Origin of the sequence: Kocuria sp. WN036, from assembly GCF_002287015.1 — a bacterium.
GTDB classification, from domain to species: Bacteria; Actinomycetota; Actinomycetes; order Actinomycetales; family Micrococcaceae; genus Kocuria; species Kocuria rosea.
In genome coordinates, this window is sequence record NZ_NSKF01000014.1 from 58,053 (window position 1) to 77,944 (window position 19,892).

Annotated in this window: 16 protein-coding genes; 1 reads left to right on the forward strand and 15 read right to left on the reverse strand. The window is 73.6% G+C overall.

Annotated elements, in window-relative coordinates; genetic code table 11:
• Nucleotides 1–46: 46 nt before the first annotated feature.
• The 11 genes from CK505_RS10240 to CK505_RS10290 all read right to left on the reverse strand — a co-directional run bounded on the left by CK505_RS10240 (nucleotide 47) and on the right by CK505_RS10290 (nucleotide 15,867).
• Nucleotides 47–1,510, reverse strand: a complete 1,464-nt coding sequence (locus tag CK505_RS10240; RefSeq protein WP_031283259.1) for a glutamate synthase subunit beta — start codon at nucleotides 1,508–1,510, stop codon at nucleotides 47–49.
• A complete protein-coding gene (gltB, locus tag CK505_RS10245; protein ID WP_095651003.1) occupies nucleotides 1,503–6,173 on the reverse strand; it encodes a glutamate synthase large subunit in 4,671 nt (1,556 codons plus the stop codon). Before gltB ends, CK505_RS10240 begins: the two co-directional genes overlap by 8 nt.
• A gap of 303 nt (nucleotides 6,174–6,476) precedes the next feature.
• Nucleotides 6,477–7,367: a prolipoprotein diacylglyceryl transferase gene (gene lgt, locus CK505_RS10250; RefSeq protein ID WP_095651004.1), complete on the reverse strand. Its 891-nt coding sequence runs from the start codon at nucleotides 7,365–7,367 to the stop codon at nucleotides 6,477–6,479.
• 77 nt (nucleotides 7,368–7,444) lie between these two features.
• The gene (gene trpA / locus CK505_RS10255; protein WP_052132747.1) at nucleotides 7,445–8,248 is read right to left on the reverse strand and encodes a tryptophan synthase subunit alpha; all 804 of its coding nucleotides are present in this window, start codon (nucleotides 8,246–8,248) and stop codon (nucleotides 7,445–7,447) included.
• A 47-nt stretch (nucleotides 8,249–8,295) separates the two neighbouring features.
• Nucleotides 8,296–10,422 (reverse strand): tryptophan synthase subunit beta, encoded by a 2,127-nt coding sequence (gene trpB / locus CK505_RS10260; protein WP_095651005.1) that lies wholly within the window; start codon nucleotides 10,420–10,422, stop codon nucleotides 8,296–8,298.
• A gap of 149 nt (nucleotides 10,423–10,571) precedes the next feature.
• Nucleotides 10,572–10,835 carry an HGxxPAAW family protein gene (locus tag CK505_RS10265; RefSeq protein ID WP_017833959.1) on the reverse strand — a complete coding sequence of 88 codons (264 nt, stop codon included), beginning with the start codon at nucleotides 10,833–10,835 and terminating at the stop codon, nucleotides 10,572–10,574.
• A 195-nt stretch (nucleotides 10,836–11,030) separates the two neighbouring features.
• Nucleotides 11,031–11,630, reverse strand: coding sequence for a Trp biosynthesis-associated membrane protein (locus CK505_RS10270; protein WP_095651006.1), 600 nt, complete (start codon nucleotides 11,628–11,630; stop codon nucleotides 11,031–11,033).
• A complete protein-coding gene (locus tag CK505_RS10275; RefSeq protein ID WP_095651007.1) occupies nucleotides 11,623–13,221 on the reverse strand; it encodes an anthranilate synthase component I in 1,599 nt (532 codons plus the stop codon). The genes CK505_RS10270 and CK505_RS10275 overlap by 8 nt, the downstream gene beginning before the upstream one ends.
• Before the next feature lie 53 nt (nucleotides 13,222–13,274).
• On the reverse strand, nucleotides 13,275–13,655 hold the full coding sequence (gene hisI / locus CK505_RS10280) for a phosphoribosyl-AMP cyclohydrolase (RefSeq protein WP_017833956.1): 381 nt from the start codon (nucleotides 13,653–13,655) through the stop codon (nucleotides 13,275–13,277).
• A gap of 78 nt (nucleotides 13,656–13,733) precedes the next feature.
• Nucleotides 13,734–15,074, reverse strand: coding sequence for an ATP-binding protein (locus tag CK505_RS10285; RefSeq protein WP_255250932.1), 1,341 nt, complete (start codon nucleotides 15,072–15,074; stop codon nucleotides 13,734–13,736).
• A 127-nt stretch (nucleotides 15,075–15,201) separates the two neighbouring features.
• Nucleotides 15,202–15,867, reverse strand: a complete 666-nt coding sequence (locus tag CK505_RS10290) for a Pr6Pr family membrane protein (RefSeq protein WP_017833954.1) — start codon at nucleotides 15,865–15,867, stop codon at nucleotides 15,202–15,204.
• A 150-nt stretch (nucleotides 15,868–16,017) separates the two neighbouring features.
• Between CK505_RS10290 and CK505_RS10295 the strand changes: the two genes are divergently transcribed.
• Nucleotides 16,018–16,524 (forward strand): hypothetical protein, encoded by a 507-nt coding sequence (locus CK505_RS10295; RefSeq protein ID WP_141246806.1) that lies wholly within the window; start codon nucleotides 16,018–16,020, stop codon nucleotides 16,522–16,524.
• A 4-nt stretch (nucleotides 16,525–16,528) separates the two neighbouring features.
• On the opposite strand, the gene CK505_RS10300 is transcribed toward CK505_RS10295, so the two are convergent.
• The 4 genes from CK505_RS10300 to CK505_RS10315 form a co-directional block, all read right to left on the reverse strand.
• Nucleotides 16,529–17,533 (reverse strand): AraC family transcriptional regulator, encoded by a 1,005-nt coding sequence (locus CK505_RS10300; protein ID WP_217987547.1) that lies wholly within the window; start codon nucleotides 17,531–17,533, stop codon nucleotides 16,529–16,531.
• Nucleotides 17,534–17,857: 324 nt separating this feature from the next.
• The gene (gene hisF, locus CK505_RS10305; RefSeq protein ID WP_095651009.1) at nucleotides 17,858–18,622 is read right to left on the reverse strand and encodes an imidazole glycerol phosphate synthase subunit HisF; all 765 of its coding nucleotides are present in this window, start codon (nucleotides 18,620–18,622) and stop codon (nucleotides 17,858–17,860) included.
• Nucleotides 18,623–18,664: 42 nt separating this feature from the next.
• Entirely contained in the window at nucleotides 18,665–19,510 is an 846-nt protein-coding gene (gene hisG, locus CK505_RS10310; RefSeq protein ID WP_095651010.1) for an ATP phosphoribosyltransferase, read from the reverse strand.
• 60 nt (nucleotides 19,511–19,570) lie between these two features.
• Nucleotides 19,571–19,834 carry a phosphoribosyl-ATP diphosphatase gene (locus CK505_RS10315; RefSeq protein WP_017833948.1) on the reverse strand — a complete coding sequence of 88 codons (264 nt, stop codon included), beginning with the start codon at nucleotides 19,832–19,834 and terminating at the stop codon, nucleotides 19,571–19,573.
• Between the last annotated feature and the right edge of the window lie 58 nt (nucleotides 19,835–19,892).

The window sequence follows — 19,892 nt, forward strand, 5'->3', positions numbered from 1 at the left end:
GGAAGGGGGCGGCCCGCGCCGCGGGACCGTGGGGCCCGGTGCCGTCCTACAGGGTGAGGTCGATGGCCCGGTCGGTCGGGGCCACGGGCTCGGGCAGACGGGTCGAGCCCATGAGGAACCGTTCGACGGCGGCCGCGCAGGCGCGGCCCTCGGCGATCGCCCAGACGACGAGGGACTGGCCGCGGCCGGCGTCGCCGCACGCGAAGACGCCGTCCACGCTGGTCATGTACCGGTCGTCCCGGGCCAGGTTGGTCCGGCCGTCCAGCTCGGCGCCGATCTGCTCGGTGATGTCCTCGGACTCGTTGCCGGTGAAGCCCAGGGCCAGGAAGACGAGGTCCGCCGGGATCACCCGCTCGGTGCCGCCCTTGGGGGCGCGCCGGCCGTCGGGCAGGTACTCGGTCTCGGCGACCTTCAGGCCGGTGAGCCTGCCGCCCTCCCCCACGAACTCCACGGTGGAGGCCATGTAGGTGCGGTCGCCGCCCTCCTCGTGGGAGGTCGAGACCTCGAAGACCTTGGGCATCATCGGCCACGGGTCGGCGTCGGAGCGGTCCGCGGCGGGCTTGCGCCCGATCGCCAGGGACGTGATCGACGCCGCGCCCTGGCGGTTGGCGGTGCCGATGCAGTCCGAGCCGGTGTCGCCGCCGCCCAGGACGATGACGTGCTTGCCCGCCGCGGAGATCTGGTCCTCGACCTCGTCGCCGGCCACCACGCGGTTGCCCTGCACCAGGTAGTCCATCGCGAAGTGGACGCCGTCCAGGTCCCGGCCCGGGATCTCGAGGTCCCGCGGCCGGGTGGCGCCGGTGGCGACCACCACGGCGTCGTAGCGGCGCTTGAGCTGGTCCCAGGTGATGTCCTTGCCGATCTCCACCCCGGGGCGGAAGCGGGTGCCCTCGGCGCGCATCACGTCGAGGCGCCGGTCGAGGACCTCCTTCTCCATCTTGAAGTCGGGGATGCCGTAGCGCAGCAGCCCGCCGATGCGGTCGTCGCGCTCGTAGACCGCCACCGTGAACCCGGCCTGGGTCAGCTGCTGGGCGACCGCGAGGCCGCCGGGCCCGGAGCCCACGACCGCCACGGTCTTGCCGACCAGGCGCTGGGGCACGTACGGCTTGACGATGCCCTCGTCGAAGCCCATCTCCCCGATCGAGTACTCGATCTGCTTGATGGTCACCGCCGGCTGGTTGATGCCGAGCACGCACGAGGACTCGCACGGGGCCGGGCAGACCCGCCCGGTGAACTCCGGGAAGTTGTTGGTGGCGTGCATGCGCTCGACCGCCTCGGCGTCGAGGCCCCGCCACACGAGGTCGTTCCACTCGGGGATCAGGTTGCCGAGGGGGCAGCCCTCGTGGCAGAAGGGGATCCCGCAGTCCATGCACCGGCCGGCCTGCTTCTGCAGGACCCCCCGGTCCTGGGCCTCCTGGACCTCCTTCCAGTCCATGATCCGGACGGGCACCGGCCGCTTGGGGCGGTCGACGCGCTCGGTCACCTTCATGAAACCGCGCGGATCAGCCACGGGTCGTCACCTCCAGGATCTTGTGCCAGGCCTCGTCGCCGTCGGGGTCCTGCCCCTGGCTCCGGGCCTCTTCGCGGATGCCCTGCACGGCGGCGTACTCCCGCGGCAGGACCTTGGTGAAACGCCCGAGCGTGGCCACGGGGTCGGCCAGGAGCCGGTCCGCGAGCTCGGAGCCCGTCTCCTCGGCGTGCTTCGTGATGAGCGCCAGCACGACTTCGGCGTCCGCCTCGTCCAGGGGCAGCAGCTGCAGCTCGCCGCCGTCGCGCGCCTGCTTGTTGACCGAGGTCTCGGCGAGGTCGATGACGTAGGCCACGCCGCCGGACATGCCGGCGCCGAAGTTGCGCCCGGTGCGGCCGAGCACCAGGGCGGTGCCGCCGGTCATGTACTCGCAGCCGTGGTCGCCGATGCCCTCGACCACCGCCGTGGCGCCCGAGTTGCGCACCAGGAACCGCTCGCCCACGGTGCCGCGCAGGAAGATCTCCCCGCTCGTGGCGCCGTAGCCGATCACGTTGCCCGCGATGACGTTCTCGGAGGCCTCGAACACCGCGTCCCGCTCGGGGCGCACGATGATCCGCCCCCCGGACAGGCCCTTGCCGCTGTAGTCGTTGGCGTCGCCCTCGAGCCGCAGGGTGATGCCCTGCGGGAGGAACGCGCCGAGGGACTGGCCGGCCTGGCCCGTGAGCGTCACGTCGATGGTGTCGTGGGCGAGGACGTCCGTGCCGAACGTCCGCGTCACCACGTGGCCGAGCATCGTGCCGACCGCGCGGTCCGTGTTGATGATGTGCTGCTGGATCCGCACGGGCTCGCGCTTCTCCAGGGCGGCCCGGGAGAGCCGGATCAGCTCGTTGTCGAAGTGCTTCTCCAGCTCGTGGTCCTGGCCGCGCATGTTGCGCACCGCCGCGCCCCGGTGCTCGAGCACCGTGGAGTGCAGGATCGGCGAGAGGTCCAGCCCGTGCGCCTTCCAGTGGTCGATGGCGTCCTTGGTCTCGAGGACCTCGGCGTGCCCGACGGCCTCCTCGATCGAGCGGAACCCGAGCTGGGCCAGGTACTCCCGGACCTCCTCGGCGATGAACTCGAAGAAGTTCACCACGTGCTCGGCCCGCCCCGTGAACCGCTTGCGCAGCTCCGGGTTCTGGGTGGCCACGCCTACCGGGCAGGTGTCCAGGTGGCACTTGCGCATCATGATGCAGCCCTCGACGATCAGCGGCGCCGTGGCGAAGCCGAACTCCTCCGCGCCGAGCAGCGCGGCGACGATCACGTCCCGGCCGGTCTTCATCTGCCCGTCCGCCTGGACGACCACGCGGTCCCGCAGCCCGTTGAGCATCAGCGTCTGCTGGGTCTCGGCGAGGCCGAGCTCCCAGGGGGCGCCGGCGTGCTTGAGGGAGTTCAGCGGGGCCGCGCCCGTGCCGCCGTCGTGCCCGGAGACGAGCACCACGTCCGCCTTGGCCTTGGTGACGCCCGAGGCCACGGTGCCGATGCCGATCTCGGAGACCAGCTTGACGTGCACCCGGGCCTGCGGGTTGGAGCGCTTGAGGTCGTAGATCAGCTGCGCCAGGTCCTCGATCGAGTAGATGTCGTGGTGCGGCGGCGGCGAGATCAGGGACACGCCCGGGGTGGAGTGGCGCGTGCGGGCGATCCACGGGTACAGCTTCTGGGCCATGAGCTGGCCGCCCTCGCCGGGCTTCGCGCCCTGGGCCATCTTGATCTGGATGTCGTCGGCGTTGGTCAGGTACAGGCTCGTGACGCCGAACCGGCCGGAGGCCACCTGCTTGATCGCCGAGCGCCGCTGCGGGTCGAGCAGCCGGTCGACGTCCTCGCCGCCCTCACCGGTGTTGGACTTCGCGCCGAGCCGGTTCATCGCGATCGCCAGGGTCTCGTGCGCCTCCTGGGAGATGGAGCCGTAGCTCATCGCCCCGGTCTGGAAGCGCTTGACGATCGAGCTGACGGGCTCGACCTCCTCGAGCGGCACCGGCTTGCGGTCCGCGGTGAAGCCGAGCAGCCCGCGCAGGGTCAGCAGCTTCTTCGTCTGGTCGTCCACGAGCTTCGTGTAGGACTTGAAGATGTCGTAGCGGCCGGTGCGGGTGGCGTGCTGCAGCCGGAAGACGGTCTGGGGGTTGAACAGGTGCGGCGGGCCGTCCCGGCGCCAGTCGTACTCGCCGCCGGTCTCGAGGTCCCGGTGGGGCTCGGTCACGCCGTCCGCCGGGTACGCCCGGCGGTGGCGGGAGGCCGTCTCCTCGGCGATCACGTCGAGGCCGATGCCGCCGATCTGGGTGTGGGTGCCGGTGAAGTAGTCGTCCACGAGCTCGCGCGACAGGCCGAGGGCCTCGAAGACCTGGGCGCCGCAGTAGGAGGAGACCGTGGAGATGCCCATCTTGGACATGATCTTCTGCACGCCCTTGCCCAGGGCCTTGATCAGGTTGTGCACCGCGTGCTCGGTGGTGATCCCGGTGAGGTCGCCCGAGCGGACCAGCTCCTCCGCGGACTCCATCGCCAGGTAGGGGTTCACCGCGGACGCGCCGTAGCCGATGAGCAGCGCCACGTGGTGGACCTCGCGCACGTCGCCGGCCTCCACGACCAGCGCCACCTTGGTGCGGGTCGCGGAGCGCAGGAGGTGGTGGTGCACGGCCGAGGTGAGCAGCAGCGACGGGATCGGGGCCCACGCGCCGTTGGAGTCGCGGTCGGAGACGATCACGTACTCGACGCCGCGGGCCACTGCCGCGGAGACCTTCTCGCAGATCTCCGCGATCCGGGCGCGCAGGGACTCCGCGCCGCCGTCGGGGCGGTACAGGCCCCGGACCTTGAGGGCCGCGGGCATCCCGTCCTCGCCCTCGAGGTGCAGGAACTGGTCGAGCTGGTCGTTGTCGATGACCGGGAAGTCCACCGCGACCTGGCGGGTGCGGACCCGCTCGGTGGTCAGCAGGTTGCCGGAGGGGCCCACGGAGCCGCGCAGGCTTGTGACGAGCTCCTCGCGGATGGCGTCCAGCGGGGGGTTGGTGACCTGGGCGAAGGACTGCACGAAGTAGTCGAACAGGGTGCGGGACTTCTCGGAGAGCACGGCGATCGGGGTGTCGGTGCCCATCGCGTAGATGGGCTCGGCGCCCTTGGCCGCCATGGGCCCGACGATCATCTTCAGCTCCTCCTGCGTGTACCCGAAGGTCTTCTGGCGCAGGGTGATGGAGGAGCGCGGGTGGATCATGTGCTCGCGCTCGGGGAGGTCCGTGATGTCGACGATGTTGCTGTCGGCCCACTCCTCCCACGGGGCGGCGGAGGCGATCTGGGCCTTGATCTCGGCGTCCTCGACGATCCGGCCCTGCGCGGTGTCCACGAGGAACATCGTGCCCGGGGACACGCGGCCCTTGCGCACGATCTTGCGGTCCCCGACGTCGACGACGCCGACCTCCGATGCGAAGACGACCAGGCCGTCGTCCGTGACCCAGAACCGGCCGGGGCGCAGCCCGTTGCGGTCCAGCAGGGACCCGACCTGCACGCCGTCGGTGAAGGCCACCGCGGCGGGCCCGTCCCACGGCTCCATGAAGGAGGCGTGGTAGCGGTAGAACGCCTTGCGGGCGGGGTCCATGGTCTCGTGGTTCTCCCAGGCCTCCGGGATCATCATCATCATGGCCTGGGTGACCGGGCGGCCGGAGAGCACGAGCAGCTCGGCGACCTCGTCCAGGGACTGCGAGTCGGAGGCGCCCTCCGAGCAGATCGGGAACAGCTCCTCGGGGTTGCGGCCCAGCAGCGGGGACTTCAGCTGCGACTGGCGGGCGCGCATCCAGTTCCGGTTGCCCTTGACGGTGTTGATCTCGCCGTTGTGCGCGAGCGTGCGCATGGGCTGGGCCAGCGGCCACGAGGGGAAGGTGTTGGTGGAGAACCGGGAGTGCACGATCGCGAGCTCGGTGGTGAACCGCTCGTCGGACAGGTCCGGGTAGAAGGGCTCGAGCTGCTGGGTGGTCAGCATGCCCTTGTAGACGATCGTGCGCGAGGACAGCGAGGGGAAGTAGACGCCGGACCGGTTCTGGGCGCGCTTGCGCAGCCGGAACGCCTTCTGGTCCAGGCGCCGCCGGGCGGCCTCGTCCTCGGGGGCCGGCGTGGTCTCGGCCACGAAGAGCTGCACGAAGTAGGGCATGACCTCCCGCGCGGACCGGCCCACCACGGACTCGGCGATCGGGACGGGCCGCCAGCCGAGGACCTGCAGCTCCTCGGAGCGCGCGAGATCCTCGAGGGCGCCCTGGATCCGCTCCGCGTTCTCCCCGCCGTGCGGGAGGAACGCGGTGCCCACGGCGTAGCCGCCCAGGGGCGGCAGCTCGAAGTCCAGCACGGCGCGGAAGAACGCGTCCGGCAGCTGGGTCAGCAGCCCGGCGCCGTCACCGGTGCCCTCGTCGCCGCCCACGGCGCCGCGGTGCTCCAGGTTGCGCAGTGCCGTCAGCGCCGCGTCGACGATCTCGTGGCTCGGGGCGCCGTTGAGGGTCGCGACCACGGCGAGGCCGCACGCGTCCTTCTCCTCGTCCGGGTGGTAGAGGCCCTGCTCCTCGGGCGCGTTGGAGAACTGCTCGAACGGGGACTCCGGCTGCTCCTGCGCGGTCTCGGCGGGATCGGCCGGACGCGGGTCCGTGCCGCCCTGGGCGGAAGTGTCACCGGGGGTGCCGGCCGGGGTAGAGGTCATGACTGACGTCTCCTCACCATGGGATGCGGTCAACAGGAGCGGCCCCCGCGGCAGAGCTCCGGTCGGGAGGTGCCGCCGGATCGTGAGCTGCCGCCGACGTCCTCGAGCAGTGGTCGAAGAGGTGCCGGGCGGCGGAAGGGCCCCGTTCCAGGAATGTCCGACGATGGACGATCGTGGCGTGCACCGGAGCGGTGGACGTGGTTCACCCGTCCGCCCGTCAGGCGCTGGAAAAATCTAGCACTCAGATGTTACAGCTCTGAAAACTCTCCGGCCAGGAGCCCCGGTGCGGCCCCCGGTGCGGTATCAGGCGCGCGAGGGCTCCACCGCGGCGCCGCGGGCCCTGCGGCGGCGGAGCACCGCCGCCGCGAAGAGGGCCAGCCCGAGCAGCACGAGCCCCAGGGCGGTCCACACGTGCACGCGCAGGCCCAGCACCATGAGGGACGGGTCGATCCGCAGGAACAGCTCGATGAGCATCCGGCCCAGGCCGTAGTGGACCAGGTAGAGCGCGAAGAGGCGGCCGCCGTCCAGGCGGAACCGCCGGTCCAGGGCCAGCAGGAGCACCACGCCGAGCAGGTTCCACAGGGACTCGTAGAGGAACGTGGGGTGGAAGAGCGTGTCGGCCGGCAGCCCGGCCGGGAAGTTCGGGCTGCCGGGGTCGATCTCGAGGCCCCACGGCAGGGTGGTGGGCCGGCCGAAGAGCTCCTGGTTGAACCAGTTGCCCCAGCGCCCGATCGCCTGCGCGAGGAGCAGGCCGGGTGCCGCGGCGTCGGCGAAGACGGCCAGGGAGACGTTGTTGCGGCGGCACACCCACCACGCGGCCGCCGCGCCGAAGGCCACGGCCCCCATGATCCCGAGGCCTCCCTCCCAGATCCGCAGCGCGTCGACGGGGTCGGCGCCCGGGCCGAAGTAGCCGGCCGGGTCGGTGATGAGCACGTGGTAGGCGCGGGCGCCCACGATCCCGGCGGGAACGGCCCACATCACGATGTCCCACACGATCTCCGGGTCCAGCCCCCGGGCCGCCCAGCGGCGCGTGGTCAGCCACAGCGCCGCCGCGATGCCCGCGAGGATGCACAGCGCGTAGGCGTGCACGGTCAGCGGGCCGAGCGAGAAGCCGGACCAGTCCGGGGAGGGGATGCCCTGCCGGAGCGGGGCGCTCATCAGGGCGGGCACGGGGGGAACGGCGCTCAGCAGCATGCGGTGGGGCCTCGGCTCGTGGGGTCGTCGGGACGGGCGGCCCCGCCCGGAGGAGGGCGGGGCGCCACGTCACGCTATCAGGCGCGCCCGGCCAGTTCCCGGGCCAGCGCGCCCACGGCCTCGGGGCCGCCGTCGGCCAGCGCCTGCACGAGGGCGGTGCCCACGATGACGCCGTCCGCGTAGGCCCCGATCTCCTCGACGTGCTCCCGGCGGGAGACGCCCAGGCCCACGCACACGTGCTGGGCCCCGGCGGCGCGGGTGTCCGCCACGAGCTTCTCGGCGACGTCGGAGACGGCGTCCCGGGCGCCGGTGACACCCATCACGGAGACCGCGTAGACGAAGCCGCTCGCGGCCTTGACCACCAGGTCGAGCCGCTCCCGCGAGGAGGAGGGCGCCACCAGGAAGATCCGGTCCAGGCCGTGGGCCTGGGACGCGGCGAACCACTCCCGGGCCTCGTCGGGGATCAGGTCGGGGGTGATCATCCCCGCTCCCCCGGCCTCGGCGAGCCGGCGGGCGAACGTGTCGACGCCCATCTGCAGGACGGGGTTCCAGTAGGTCATCACCACGGGCACCGCGTCGGTGCGCTCGGCCACGGCACGGACCACGCGGAACACGTCGGCCACCCGGAACCCGTTGGCGAGGGCCGTGGTGGTCGCGTGCTGGATCACCGGCCCGTCCATGACGGGGTCCGAGTACGGGATGCCGATCTCGATGACGTCGGCGCCGTTGGTGCCCAGGGCCACGGCCGCCTCGATGGACTCGTCGACGGTCGGGAAGCCGGCGGGGAGGTAGCCGACGAGGGCCGGCCGGCCCTGGTCCCGGCACTCGGCGATGCGCGCGGCGAGCCTCGAGCCGGGGTCGGCGCTCAGGCCCGGCGGCAGGAGGCGGGAGGCGAGGTCCGCCCCGGGGGTCTCGTGTCGGGTGGTGCTCACAGTCGCTCGCCCTTCTCACCGAGCTCGGCCTCGGCGCTGTCGTCCGGTAGCATCCCGAACCATTCCGCGGCGGTCGCCACGTCCTTGTCGCCGCGCCCGGAGAGGGAGACCACGATGATCTTCTCCGCGGCCGCCTCCGGCCCGAGCTCCTCCACCCAGCGCCGGCCGATCTTCAGCGCGCCGGCCAGGGCGTGGGAGGTCTCGATGGCGGGGATGATGCCCTCGGTGCGGCACAGGAGCCGGAAGGACTCCATCGCCTCCACGTCGGTGATCGCCTCGTAGCGCGCCCGCCCGATGTCGTGCAGGTAGGAGTGCTCGGGGCCCACGGCCGGGTAGTCCAAGCCCGCGGAGATCGAGTGGGACTCGAGCGTCTGCCCGTCCTCGTCCTGCATGAGGTAGGTCCGGGCGCCGTGCAGCACCCCGGGGCGGCCCAGCGAGATCGTGGCGGCGTGGCGTCCGGACTCCACGCCGTCCCCGCCGGCCTCGAGGCCGTAGAGCTCCACCGAGGGGTCGTCCAGGAAGCCGTGGAAGATGCCGATCGCGTTGGACCCGCCGCCCACGCAGGCCGCGACGGCGTCCGGGAGGCGCCCGGCCTGGGCCAGGATCTGCTCGCGGGTCTCCTCGCCGATCTGCTCGTGGAAGTAGCGGACCATCGCGGGGAACGGGTACGGCCCCGCCGCGGTGCCCAGCAGGTAGTGGGTGTGCTCGACGGAGGCGACCCAGTCCCGCAGGGCCTCGTTGATCGCGTCCTTCAGCGTGCGGGAGCCGTTGGTCACGGGCACCACGGTGGCTCCCAGCAGCTCCATGCGCGCGACGTTGAGGGCCTGGCGCCGGGTGTCCTCCTCGCCCATGTAGACCACGCACTCCATGCCGAACAGGGCGGCGGCGGTGGCCGAGGCCACGCCGTGCTGGCCGGCGCCGGTCTCGGCGATCAGCCGGGTCTTGCCCATCCGGCGCGCCAGCAGGGCCTGGCCGAGCACGTTGTTGATCTTGTGCGAGCCGGTGTGGTTGAGGTCCTCCCGCTTGAGGAAGATCCGGCACCCGGCCTCGGCGGCGAAGCGCTGGGCCTCGGTGAGCAGGGAGGGCCGGTTCGAGTAGTCGCGGGAGAGCCGCTGGAACTCCGCGGTGAACTCCGGGTCGGCCTTCGCCTTCTCGAACACGTCCGTGAGCTCGTCGAGCGCGGCGATGAGGGACTCGGGCATCCACCGGCCCCCGAAGTCCCCGAAGTACGGTCCGGGGGCCTCGCGCAGGGAGGCGGCCTCCGCGGCGACGGCCTCCGCCTCGGCCTCGGGGACGTGCCGCCGGGCGCGCGCGGCGGCACCGGCCGCGCGGAAGGCCGCGATGGTGGACGCGGGCTCGGCGCTGCGCACGAGGGCCTCGCCGACCAGGACGGCCTTGGCACCGTGCGAGGCGTAGAGGGCGATCTGCTCCTCGCCCTCGACGCCGGACTCGGCCACGATCACCGCGTCCTGGGGCAGGAGGCCGGCGAGCCGGCCGAAGGTCTCGACGTCGGTGTCGAGGGTCTTGAGGTTGCGGACGTTGACGCCCACGATGCGGGCGCCCACGGCGACCGCCCGCTCGATCTCCTCGGGCGTGTGCGTCTCCACCAGGGCGTGCATGCCCAGCTCGTGGGTCAGCGCGAGGAAGCGGCGCAGCTCGTCGTCGGAGAGGGCGGCGACGATCAGCAGGACGAGGTCGGCCCCGTGGGCGCGCGCCTCCCAGATCTGGTACTCGTCGACCGTGAAGTCCTTGCGCAGCACGGGCACCCCCACCGCCGCGCGCACGGCGTCGAGGTCCGCCAGGGAGCCGTTGAAGCGTCGCTGCTCCGTCAGCACGGAGATCACCGAGGCCCCGCCGTGCTCGTAGGCCGCGGCCAGGCGCGCCGGGTCCTCGATCGGGGCCAGCGCGCCCTTGGAGGGGCTCGAGCGCTTGACCTCGGCGATGACCTGCACGGCGTCCGTGCTGGGTCCCCGGAGCGCCGACTCGGCGTCCAGGGCCGGCGGCCGCTGCGCGGCGGCCCGGCGGAGCTCGTCGAGGCCGACGCGCTCACGGCGCTCCGCGAGATCCGCCCGGACGCCCTCGATGATGGCGTCCAGGACCGTCCCGGTGCTCTGTTGCGACATGGTTTCCTGTCCTCTCGGCGGCGCTGGCCGCGCTGGTGCGTTCGTGGGCCGCGCCCGGACCGGGCGGGGACGGCGACCGGTCCCTTCCGGGGACCGGTCGGCCCGTGCGCGTGCCGCGCTCCCGGGGCCGGCCCGTGCCGGCCCCGGTCTCAGCCCTGGTGCTGGCGCGCCTCGTGCTTGCGCTGCTCGGAGCCGCTGCCGTGGCCCATCCTGCTCAGCACGGCGCCGGCGACGAGCCCGACGACGACCAGCACGATGCCCGCGATCAGCAGGGCGGTGCTGCCCACCGTGAAGCCCACCACGCCGACGATGACGCCCACCGACATGATGCCGACGGTCACCCACGCGGCCAGCGTGTTGCCGTGCCCCACGAAGCCGGTGTGGTCGAGGACGATCTCGTTTCCGTTTGCCATGTTGTTGCACTCCCGATTTCCCTGCCGGAGCCGGCCGGCTCCGCGCGCACGGCCCCGGCGGGGCGCGGCGGTTGCTGACAGTCTGTCCCGTCCCATTGTGCCACCCCTCGGCCCGCGCCCGCGCACGCCCCACGGGGCCCCGGGGCGCCCGCTGCCCCGCCGCGGCGGGCCCGGGCCCCGGGGCGGGCAGGGTGCTCAGGCGGTGGGGTCGTGGCCCTCGGTGAGGGCGTCCCACGAGTCGATCTCGTCGCCGGAGCGGGCCGTCGCGGCCGGGGGCCCGTCCGCCCCGGAGCGCTCGTAGCGCCGGGCCGCGGTCCAGGTGCGGCCGGCCACGAGGGCCCAGGCGCCGCACAGCGCCACGAGCGCCGAGGCGGCCGCCGCGAGCGGGGGCCAGGCGGTGACGGCGAAGTCGCCGCCGGCGTTGATCATGCCGGTGGCCTCGCCCACGGCGGTCTGCGCGGCCCCGGCCGGATCGGCCAGCACGGCCACGGACGCGGCCAGTGCGCCGAGGCCGGCGAGCACGACCACCACGGACACCACGGTGCGCAGCACCCGGCCGGAGATCGCCGTGGTGAGGGCACCGGCGGCCGCGACGAGCCCGAGGGCGGTGACGGCCGGCGCGGCGTCGGACCCGGCGACGTCCACGGTCACGGGCTCGAGCGTGGTCTGCACCGTGGCGGAGACCCAGGTGGCGGCCGAGCAGGCGAACACGGCCAGGGCGGCGACCAGGGTGGCGAGCACCACCGTGGACCGCCGGGACAGCGCCGCCCGCCGGGAGCCGCGGGCCTCAGGCACGCCCGGCGCCCGTCTCCGGCACGGCCACCCGGTCGAGGTCCAGGGCGTGCAGCCGCTCGGCGAGCAGCACCGCCCGCAGCGGTGCGGTGGCCTTGTTGAGGGACTCGAGGGCCTCGGTCTCGGGGTCGGAGTCGGCGACGATCCCGCCGCCGGCCTGGACGTAGGCCTTGCCGTCGACGAGCAGGGCCGTGCGGATGGCGATGGCCATGTCCATGTCCCCCGCGAAGTCGAGGTAGCCGACCACGCCGCCGTAGACGGCGCGGCGCAGGGGCTCGTACTCGTCGAGCAGGCGCAGGGCCCGGGGCTTGGGCGCCCCGGAGAGGGTGCCGGCGGGGAACGTCGCGGCGAGCACGTCGTAGGCGGTGGCGTCCGGGCGCATCCGGCCGACGACGTTGGAGCACAGGTGCATGATGTGGCTGAAGCGCTCCACCTCCATGAACTCCGTGACCTCCACCGAGCCCGGGACGGCGATCTTGGAGATGTCGTTGCGCGCGAGGTCCACGAGCATGAGGTGCTCGGAGCGCTCCTTCTCGTCCTGGAGCAGGTCCCGCTCCAGCGCCAGGTCCTCCTCGACCGTGCGCCCGCGCGGGCGGGACCCGGCGATGGGGTGGGTCACCGCCTGGTCCCCCGTGACGGTCACGAGCGCCTCCGGGGAGGAGCCGACGATCGAGAAGGGACGGCCGCCGGCGTCCTCGAAGCTGTACAGGTACATGTACGGGCTGGGGTTGATGGCGCGCAGCATGCGGTAGACGTCGAGGGAGTCGGCCGTGCACTCGGTCTCGAAGCGCCGGGAGACGACCACCTGGAAGATGTCCCCGTCCACGATGGCCTTCTTGCCCTCCACGATGGAGTTCATGAACAGGGTGCGGTCCCAGCTCTGGTCGACCTTGGACTCGAGGTCCCCCCGGATCTCGTCGCTGCCGGTGAGCGTCGAGGCCGTGCCGTGGCCGAGGGGCCGGGCGAGCCGCTCGAGCATCGCGTGCACCCGGTCCACGGCGTCGGCCCAGGCCTCGTCGACGCGCTCGTCGGTGTCGTCGAAGTTGATCGCGTTGGCCACGAGCATCACGGTGCCGTCCGTGTTGTCGTGGACGGCGATGTCCGAGACCAGGTTCATGGCCAGTTCGGGGATGCGCAGGTCGTCCTCCGGCGGGTGCGGGAGCTTCTCCCAGCGGCGCACGGCCTCCCAGCCGACGAAGCCCACGAGCCCGGAGGTCAGCGGGGGGACGTCCTCGAAGCGCTCCGTGTGCAGCAGCGCCATGGTGTCCCGCAGCGCCTCGACGGGATTGCCGCCGGTGGGGGCGCCGGCCGGGGCCTGCCCGATCCAGTGCGCCTCGCCGTTCCGGGCGGTGAGCGTGGCCCGCGAGTTGGCGCCGATGAAGGAGTAGCGGGACCAGACGCCGCCCTCGGCGGCGGACTCGAGGAGGAACGTGCCCGCCCGGGCCGCCCCGTCCTCGAGGGCGAGGGCCCGGTAGAGACCGATCGGGGTCATGGCGTCCGCGAGGATCTTGACGCGGACGGGGATGACGCGGCGCTCCGCGGCGAGCGCGCGGAACTCCTCGAGCGTGGGGCTGATGCTGCCCAGGTCCTGCATGGGTGTCGACCTGACTTCCTGGTGGCGGACGGGAGGGAGGAGGGTGGCGGGGCTCAGACGGCGGCGACGGCGCCGAGGTCGCGGCCGTCGAAGCAGCTGCGGGTGCCGGTGTGGCAGGCCGCCCCGGTCTGGTCGACCCGGACGAGGAGGGCGTCGCCGTCGCAGTCGAGGCTCACGCTGTGCACGGCCTGGACGTGCCCGGACGTGTCGCCCTTGCGCCAGTACTCCTGGCGGGAGCGGGACCAGAACGTCACGCGGCCCTCCGTGAGGGTGCGGCGCAGGGCCTCGTCGTCCATCCAGCCCAGCATGAGCACCTCGAGGGTGTCGTGCTGCTGCACCACGGCGGCCACGAGGCCCGAGGGGTCGCGCTTGAGCCGCCGGGCCACGGCGGGGTCGAGGACGTCGGTTCCGGTGTCGGGGGTCTGCTCGCTCATCGCCACCCATCCTATCGACCTGTCCGGGAGGCCCGGCCCCCGGCGTCCCCCGGCGTCCGCCGGGGACCTCCGGAGCCGTCAGGGGGCCTCCGGCCGGGCGCACCACCGGAGCCCGTCCGTGTCCTCGCCCGTGTCCTCGCCCGTGTCCTCGTCCGTGTCCTCGTACTCGTCGGGGGACTCCCCTGTGTCCGCGTGGCCGAGCAGCCGGCGGGTCAGCGCCTCCCGGCCGGAGAGGAGCCCGTCGAGGGCGGCGGACAGGTCCGCGTCCGCCGCGTCCTCGCCCCGGACGGCCGCCGCGAGGACGGCCCGGCGGACCAGCTCCTTCGGGAAGGAGCCGGTGGTCCCCTCCGCGCGCGCCGCCGCGGCGTCGAGGGCGGCGGCGGAGAACCGCTGCTCCCCCGCGTACCGCCGGAACAGCCGGGACCGGGCGTCCGCGTCCGGCAGCGGCACCTCGACCGCGAGGTCCACGCGCCCGGGGCGCTCGGCGAGCGCCCGCTCCAGCACGGCCACGCGGTTGGTCGTGAGCACGAACGCGACGTCGGCGTCGCCGTCGAGCCCGTCCAGGGCGTCGAGCACCTCGAAGAGCACCGGCTGGGGCCCGGGCCCGAGGTCCCGGTCCATCGCCACGAGGTCGACGTCCTCGAGCACCACGATCGACGGCTGGAAGGTGCGGGCCACCTCGGCGGCGGCCCCGATGAGGTGCAGGCCCGACCCGGTCAGCAGGATCGCCGTGGTCCCCGGGGTGACGGAGAGCAGGTGCCGGACCGTGAGGGTCTTGCCGGTCCCCGGCGGGCCGTGGAGCAGGATCCCGCGCTTGAGGTGCTGGCCCGCGGCCCGGAGCGCGTCGCGGTGCTCCCCGATGCCCACGACGTGCCCCACCACCTGCTCCAGCAGGCCCGGGGGCAGCACGATCTCGTCGGCGGGCACGTGCGGGCGCGGCAGGAACGTGGCCCCGGCCTCGCTGCCGTACTCGGTGGCGGCGAACGAGAGCACCTGGCCGCGCAGCACGCTGCGCTCGAGCATCAGCGCCCGCAGCCGGGCGAGGAACGTGGCGCAGACGGCGGGGTCCGCGGCGAGCACCTCCAGGACCACCTGCGACCGGCCGTACTCGGGCCGGGGCATGCGCTGGAGCACGGCCACCGGCACCCCGTCCACGGTGAGGCACCGGATGCCGAACGCGACGACCTGCCGCTCGGTGGCCGGGCCCGTGGCCCGGGTCGCGTAGTCGACGGGGCCGATGTCGGCCCCGGAGTACGGGGCCGTGAGCAGCTCGGCGAGGCCGAGGTCGTCGCGGCTCCGGCCGCCGCTGACGCCGAGGAGGGAGCCCGGCCCGTCCCCCGACAGCTCGGCGAGGGCGATGTCGACGTCCGCCAGGCGGTGCGGGGCGAAGTCCTCCGAGACCACGGGCAGGGTGCGCACGTCCGCGCCGAGCACCGCGGACAGGTGCCGCCCGAGCGGCGTGGGCTAGTCCCCGCGCTCGGGCGGCAGCGCGGCGAGGCGGTCCACCAGGCGCCGGAACGAGCGCAGGAGCTGGGCGTCGTCCGGATCAGGGACCGGGCCGGCGGGAGAGGAGTCGTCCATGGGCCGACCCTACCGGGACGGTGGGCAGACGGGTGGCGGCGACGGTCAGGAAGGACACCGCGAGGATCAGCACGGACAGCCCGAGGGCGTAGGTGCCCACCGCGCGATAGCCGCCCACCAGGGCGGGGTCGAGGAAGAAGTACGGGTACCAGCCCACCAGCTGCCCCCGGACCAGGGTGTACACGGCCCACAGCGCCGGGAACACGGTGGACGCCCAGGTGGCGGCCCAGCGCAGCCGCCGGCGGCCCGGGCACAGCAGGAAGTCGGCCACGGCGTAGACCGGCAGCACGAAGTGCAGCACCTGCGAGGACAGCGGGACGAGGAAGAGGTGGCCGAACAGCTCCGCGTTGGCCAGCAGCACCCCGAACACCGCCCCGGAGACCACGGTGTAGGTGGTGGCCATCGCCCGGAGCCCGGTCAGCCAGCCCGGCTCCTGGGCCCCGGCGGCGGTGTGCAGGAGGGCCAGCAGCACGGCCAGGATCAGCAGCACGGCGCTGTGGACCGTGAAGTAGCTGAACAGGTTCGACCCCAGGCAGGTGCGCGTCACGAAGGCGCAGTCCGCCCGCGAGACCAGGGCCCAGACCGCGACGGCCAGGGCGCAGGCCCGGGCGGCGACGACGACGACTCGCACGTTCGTCCTCCTCCCGGCCGTCCGGGCTCCAGGATAGGAGTTCCGGCACCCGCAGGCCGTGCCCGCCCGCCCGTGGCCCTGCCGGGTCGGGTCGGCGGCGCCTATGGTGGGAGCAGGACCAGAGCGGCGACGGCGGGCGGGACCGAGACGATGCATCCCAGGACGGCGACGGGGCGGCGCCCCGCCCCCGGCACGGCGGTGGCCGCGCTCGTCGTCGCGGTGCTGTGCGGATGCGGGAGCCCCGGCGCCCCGGGCCCGCCGACCGGCTCCCCCACTGCCGCGGCGCCCCCGGCCTCCCCCGCTGCGTCGACCGCTCCCGCCACGGACGTCACGTGGGGCGCCTATCCGGACCGCCGGGAGGCGTGCGCGGCGGTCGCCGACGACCTCCTGGTGCTCGCGCTGCTGCCGGCCGGCCTCTCGGCGGGCCCGACCGTGGCGGAGGTGCAGGACGTCGAGGACGAGGTCGAGGCCGTGCGCGGGGCCGCTCCTCCGGCGCTGGCCGCCGACTACGCGCGGGTGCAGCTGCTGGTCGACTCCTACGGTGAGGACCTGGCGGAGGATCCCTCGGCGCGGTTCGACGGGCAGGCGCTCGACGAGGCGCTCGTCCCGGTGCGGGACTGGTTGGAGGGGACTTGCCGGGACGGGGACCGAGCCTGAGGTCTCAGCGGTGCAGCGTGGTGCCGGGCGGCTCCCCGAACCGGGCCCGGTAGGCGGTCGCGAAGCGCCCGGGAAGGCCGAAGCCCCAGCAGGCGGCGACGGCCGCGACCGTCGCTCCCCCGGCCGGGTCGGCCCGGAGCAGCTCCTGCCGGGCGGCGTCCAGGCGGGCCTCCCGCAGGTAGCCGACGGGGGTGCGGCCGAGCTCCCGGCGGAACGCGGCCTGCAGCCCGCGGGGACTCATCCGTGCCGCCGCGGCGATCTCGGCGAGACCGACGTCCTCGTGCAGGTGCTCGTCGACGAAGGCGACCGCCCGGCGCACCTGCGCCGGCAGCGCCGGTGCGCTCTCCGACGGCGCCGGCTGCGCCAGGAAGGTGTTCGGGAAGCAGTGCAGCAGGGCACCGGCCAGCGACCGGAACGCCTCGGCCCGCACCAGGGGCGTGCGCAGCGCCTCCGCGTTGGGCAGCAGGTCCCGGTGGAAGTGCCGGACCTGGGCCAGCCAGTACCGCGTCATCTGCGCGGACACGGGCGTGCTGCCCGTGAAGCGCAGCGCGAAGTCCGGGGCGCCGAGCAGGTTGCGCGCGATCGCCTCGACCGAGCGGGCGTCCAGGACCACGGTGCTCAGCTCCAGCAGCCCGTCCCACCGGCCGCCGTACAGACCCTGGGGCAGCAGGAACGGCAGGGTCGTGCCGATGCGCTCCTTCCCGGAGCTGACCGTCAGCCGCCCGGTCAGCACGTGCACGACCGAGTACGTGCCCGAGACGTCGCCCGTGCCGGAGGACTCCGAGGTGGACAGCCGGAACCGGTGCGCCAGGAGCGGGCCCGTCGAGGCCGCCGCCATGCGCAGCTCGAACGAGCCGTCGGTGGGCGGGCGCATGCCGAGACCCGTGTAGAGCTCGGACATGGCGGCGATGCCCCGGTCGGCGTCGTTCGTGGCGAACGACGTCCGGCGGACCGGGTCCGCCGCGGGGCCGGAGTTCTCGCCCGGGGCGGACGGCTCGGTCGTGGTCATGGATGTCCTCGGCATGTGCAGGGCGGCCCCGTTCCGGGGCCGCCCCGCGTGCGGTGCGCTATCGGCGGTTGAGGAGGCCGCGCAGCATGCCGCCCAGACCGCGGCCGCTCCTGCCCGCGCCCGCCTGTCCGGCGGCGTTCATTCCGCGGGTGCCCCGGCGTCCGCCGGCGGGGCGGCCGGCGGTCCCCCCGGCACGTCCGGTGAAGCTCCTGATGATGCTGTTCAGTCCCACGGTGGACTCTCCTTCGGGTCGGCCTGTCGAGCGACTGTCGTCAGCTCACTGTCGACTCTACGCCCGGTGGCCGTCCCGGACCACGGGGCCGTTCAGCGGACCTCGTGGCCGGCCGCGCGCAGCGCGTCCTTGACCTCGGCGATCGCGTGCACGGGACCGAAGTGGAAGATCGAGGCGGCGAGCACGGCGTCCGCGCCCGCGTCCACCGCCGGCGGGAAGTGCTCGGGGGCGCCCGCGCCGCCGGAGGCGATCAGGGGCACGTGCACCCGGGCGCGCACGGCGCGGATCATCTCCAGGTCGAAGCCCGCCCGGGTGCCGTCCGCGTCCATGGAGTTGAGCAGGATCTCCCCCACGCCGCGGTCCTCGGCCTCCTGCGCCCAGTCCAGGGCGTCGAGACCGGTCAGCGTGCGCCCCCCGTGGGTCGTGACCTCGAAGCCGGAGGGCGTGTTGCCCGTGCGGCGGGCGTCGAGGGAGAGGACGAGCACCTGGCTGCCGAAGTGCCCGGTGATCTCGTCGATCACGCCGGGCCGGGCGACCGCGGCGGTGTTGATGGACGCCTTGTCCGCGCCGCAGCGCAGCAGCCGGTCGACGTCGGCGACCGCGCGGACGCCGCCGCCCACCGTGAGCGGGATGAAGACCTGCTCGGCCGTGCGGGAGACCACGTCGAAGGTCGTGGCCCGGGCGGCCGAGGACGCCGTGACGTCGAGGAACGTCAGCTCGTCCGCACCGGCCTCGTTGTAGCGCTTGGCGAGCTCCACCGGGTCACCGGCGTCGCGCAGGTTCTCGAAGTTCACTCCCTTGACGACTCGACCGGCGTCGACGTCCAGGCAGGGGATGACACGTACGGCAACGCCCACGGGCGGCACCTCCTCGGCTGCGGGGATGGGGCGGGAAGGGGGTCAGATCCGGGCGGCCTGGATCGGGGAGACCAGGATGGCGCGGGCCCCGACGTCGTAGAGGGCGTCCATGACCTTGTTGGTCTCGGACTTGGGGACCATGGCGCGCACGGCCCAGGCGTTGCCGCGGCCGAGCCGGGAGATGGTGGGCCCCTCCATGCCGGGGGTGATCCGGGTGGCGGCCTCGACGTACTCCTCGGCGACGTCGTAGTCCATCAGCACGTACTGCCGGGCCACGAGCACGCCCTGCAGGCGCCGCCGGAGCACGGCCAGGCCCTCGGGCTCCCCGGCCGCACGGCTGCGGATGAGCAGCGCCTCGGAGGTCATGATGGGGTCGCCGAAGACCTGCAGGCCCGCGGCGCGCAGGGTGTTGCCGGTCTCCACGACGTCGGCGATCGCGTCCGCCACGCCCAGCCGGATGGAGGACTCCACGGCGCCGTCGAGGCGGACCACGGAGGCCTCCACGCCCTGCTCGGCGAGGTAGTCGCGCAGCAGGCCGTCGTAGCTCGTGGCGATCCGCCGGCCCGCCAGCTCGGTGATCGAGGAGAACTCGCCCGCCGGGCCCGCGAACCGGAACGTGGAGCGGGCGAAGTCCAGCCCGAGGTCCTCGTCGGCGTGGGCCCCGGAGTCCAGGAGCAGGTCCCGGCCGGTGATCCCGACGTCGAGGATGCCCCCGCCCACGTACACCGCGATGTCCCGGGGGCGCAGGTAGAAGAACTCGACGTTGTTCTCGGGGTCCACGAGCACCAGCTCGCGGGAGTCCCGCCGCTGCCGGTAGCCGGCCTCCTTGAGCATGGTGACGGAGGACTCGGACAGGGCGCCCTTGTTGGGCACTGCGACACGCAGCATGGGGTTCCTTCTCGGCTCAGGGAGTTCGGTGGGGCGGGGACGGACGGTGCGGCGGGGCGCTCAGAGGTGGCGGTAGACGTCCTCGAGCCGCAGGCCCTTCGCGACCATCATCACCTGCACGTGGTAGAGCAGCTGCGAGATCTCCTCCGCGGCCTGCTCCGAGGTCTCGTACTCGCAGGCCATCCAGACCTCGGCGGCCTCCTCGACGACCTTCTTGCCGATGCCGTGCACGCCGGTGTCGAGTTCCCGGACCGTACCGGAGCCCTCCGGTCGGGTCACGGCTTTGTCGCTGATCTCGGCGAAGAGGGTCTCGAAGGTTTTCACGACTACCAGGGTAATGGGTCCGCGACGGCCTCCGGACCGGCGCGGGCCCGCAGGCCCC

Excerpts from the sequence above, each read along its gene's own strand:
- lgt (WP_095651004.1), bottom strand. The coding sequence starts at position 7,367 with ATGCTGCTGAGCGCCGTTCCCCCCGTGCCCGCCCTGATGAGCGCCCCG.
- CK505_RS10265 (WP_017833959.1), bottom strand. The coding sequence starts at position 10,835 with ATGGCAAACGGAAACGAGATCGTCCTCGACCACACCGGCTTCGTGGGG.
- gltB (WP_095651003.1), bottom strand. The coding sequence starts at position 6,173 with ATGACCTCTACCCCGGCCGGCACCCCCGGTGACACTTCCGCCCAGGGC.
- CK505_RS10275 (WP_095651007.1), bottom strand. The coding sequence starts at position 13,221 with ATGCAGGACCTGGGCAGCATCAGCCCCACGCTCGAGGAGTTCCGCGCG.
- hisG (WP_095651010.1), bottom strand. The coding sequence starts at position 19,510 with ATGCTGCGTGTCGCAGTGCCCAACAAGGGCGCCCTGTCCGAGTCCTCC.
- trpB (WP_095651005.1), bottom strand. The coding sequence starts at position 10,422 with ATGTCGCAACAGAGCACCGGGACGGTCCTGGACGCCATCATCGAGGGC.
- hisI (WP_017833956.1), bottom strand. The coding sequence starts at position 13,655 with ATGAGCGAGCAGACCCCCGACACCGGAACCGACGTCCTCGACCCCGCC.
- CK505_RS10295 (WP_141246806.1), top strand. The coding sequence starts at position 16,018 with ATGCATCCCAGGACGGCGACGGGGCGGCGCCCCGCCCCCGGCACGGCG.
- CK505_RS10300 (WP_217987547.1), bottom strand. The coding sequence starts at position 17,533 with ATGACCACGACCGAGCCGTCCGCCCCGGGCGAGAACTCCGGCCCCGCG.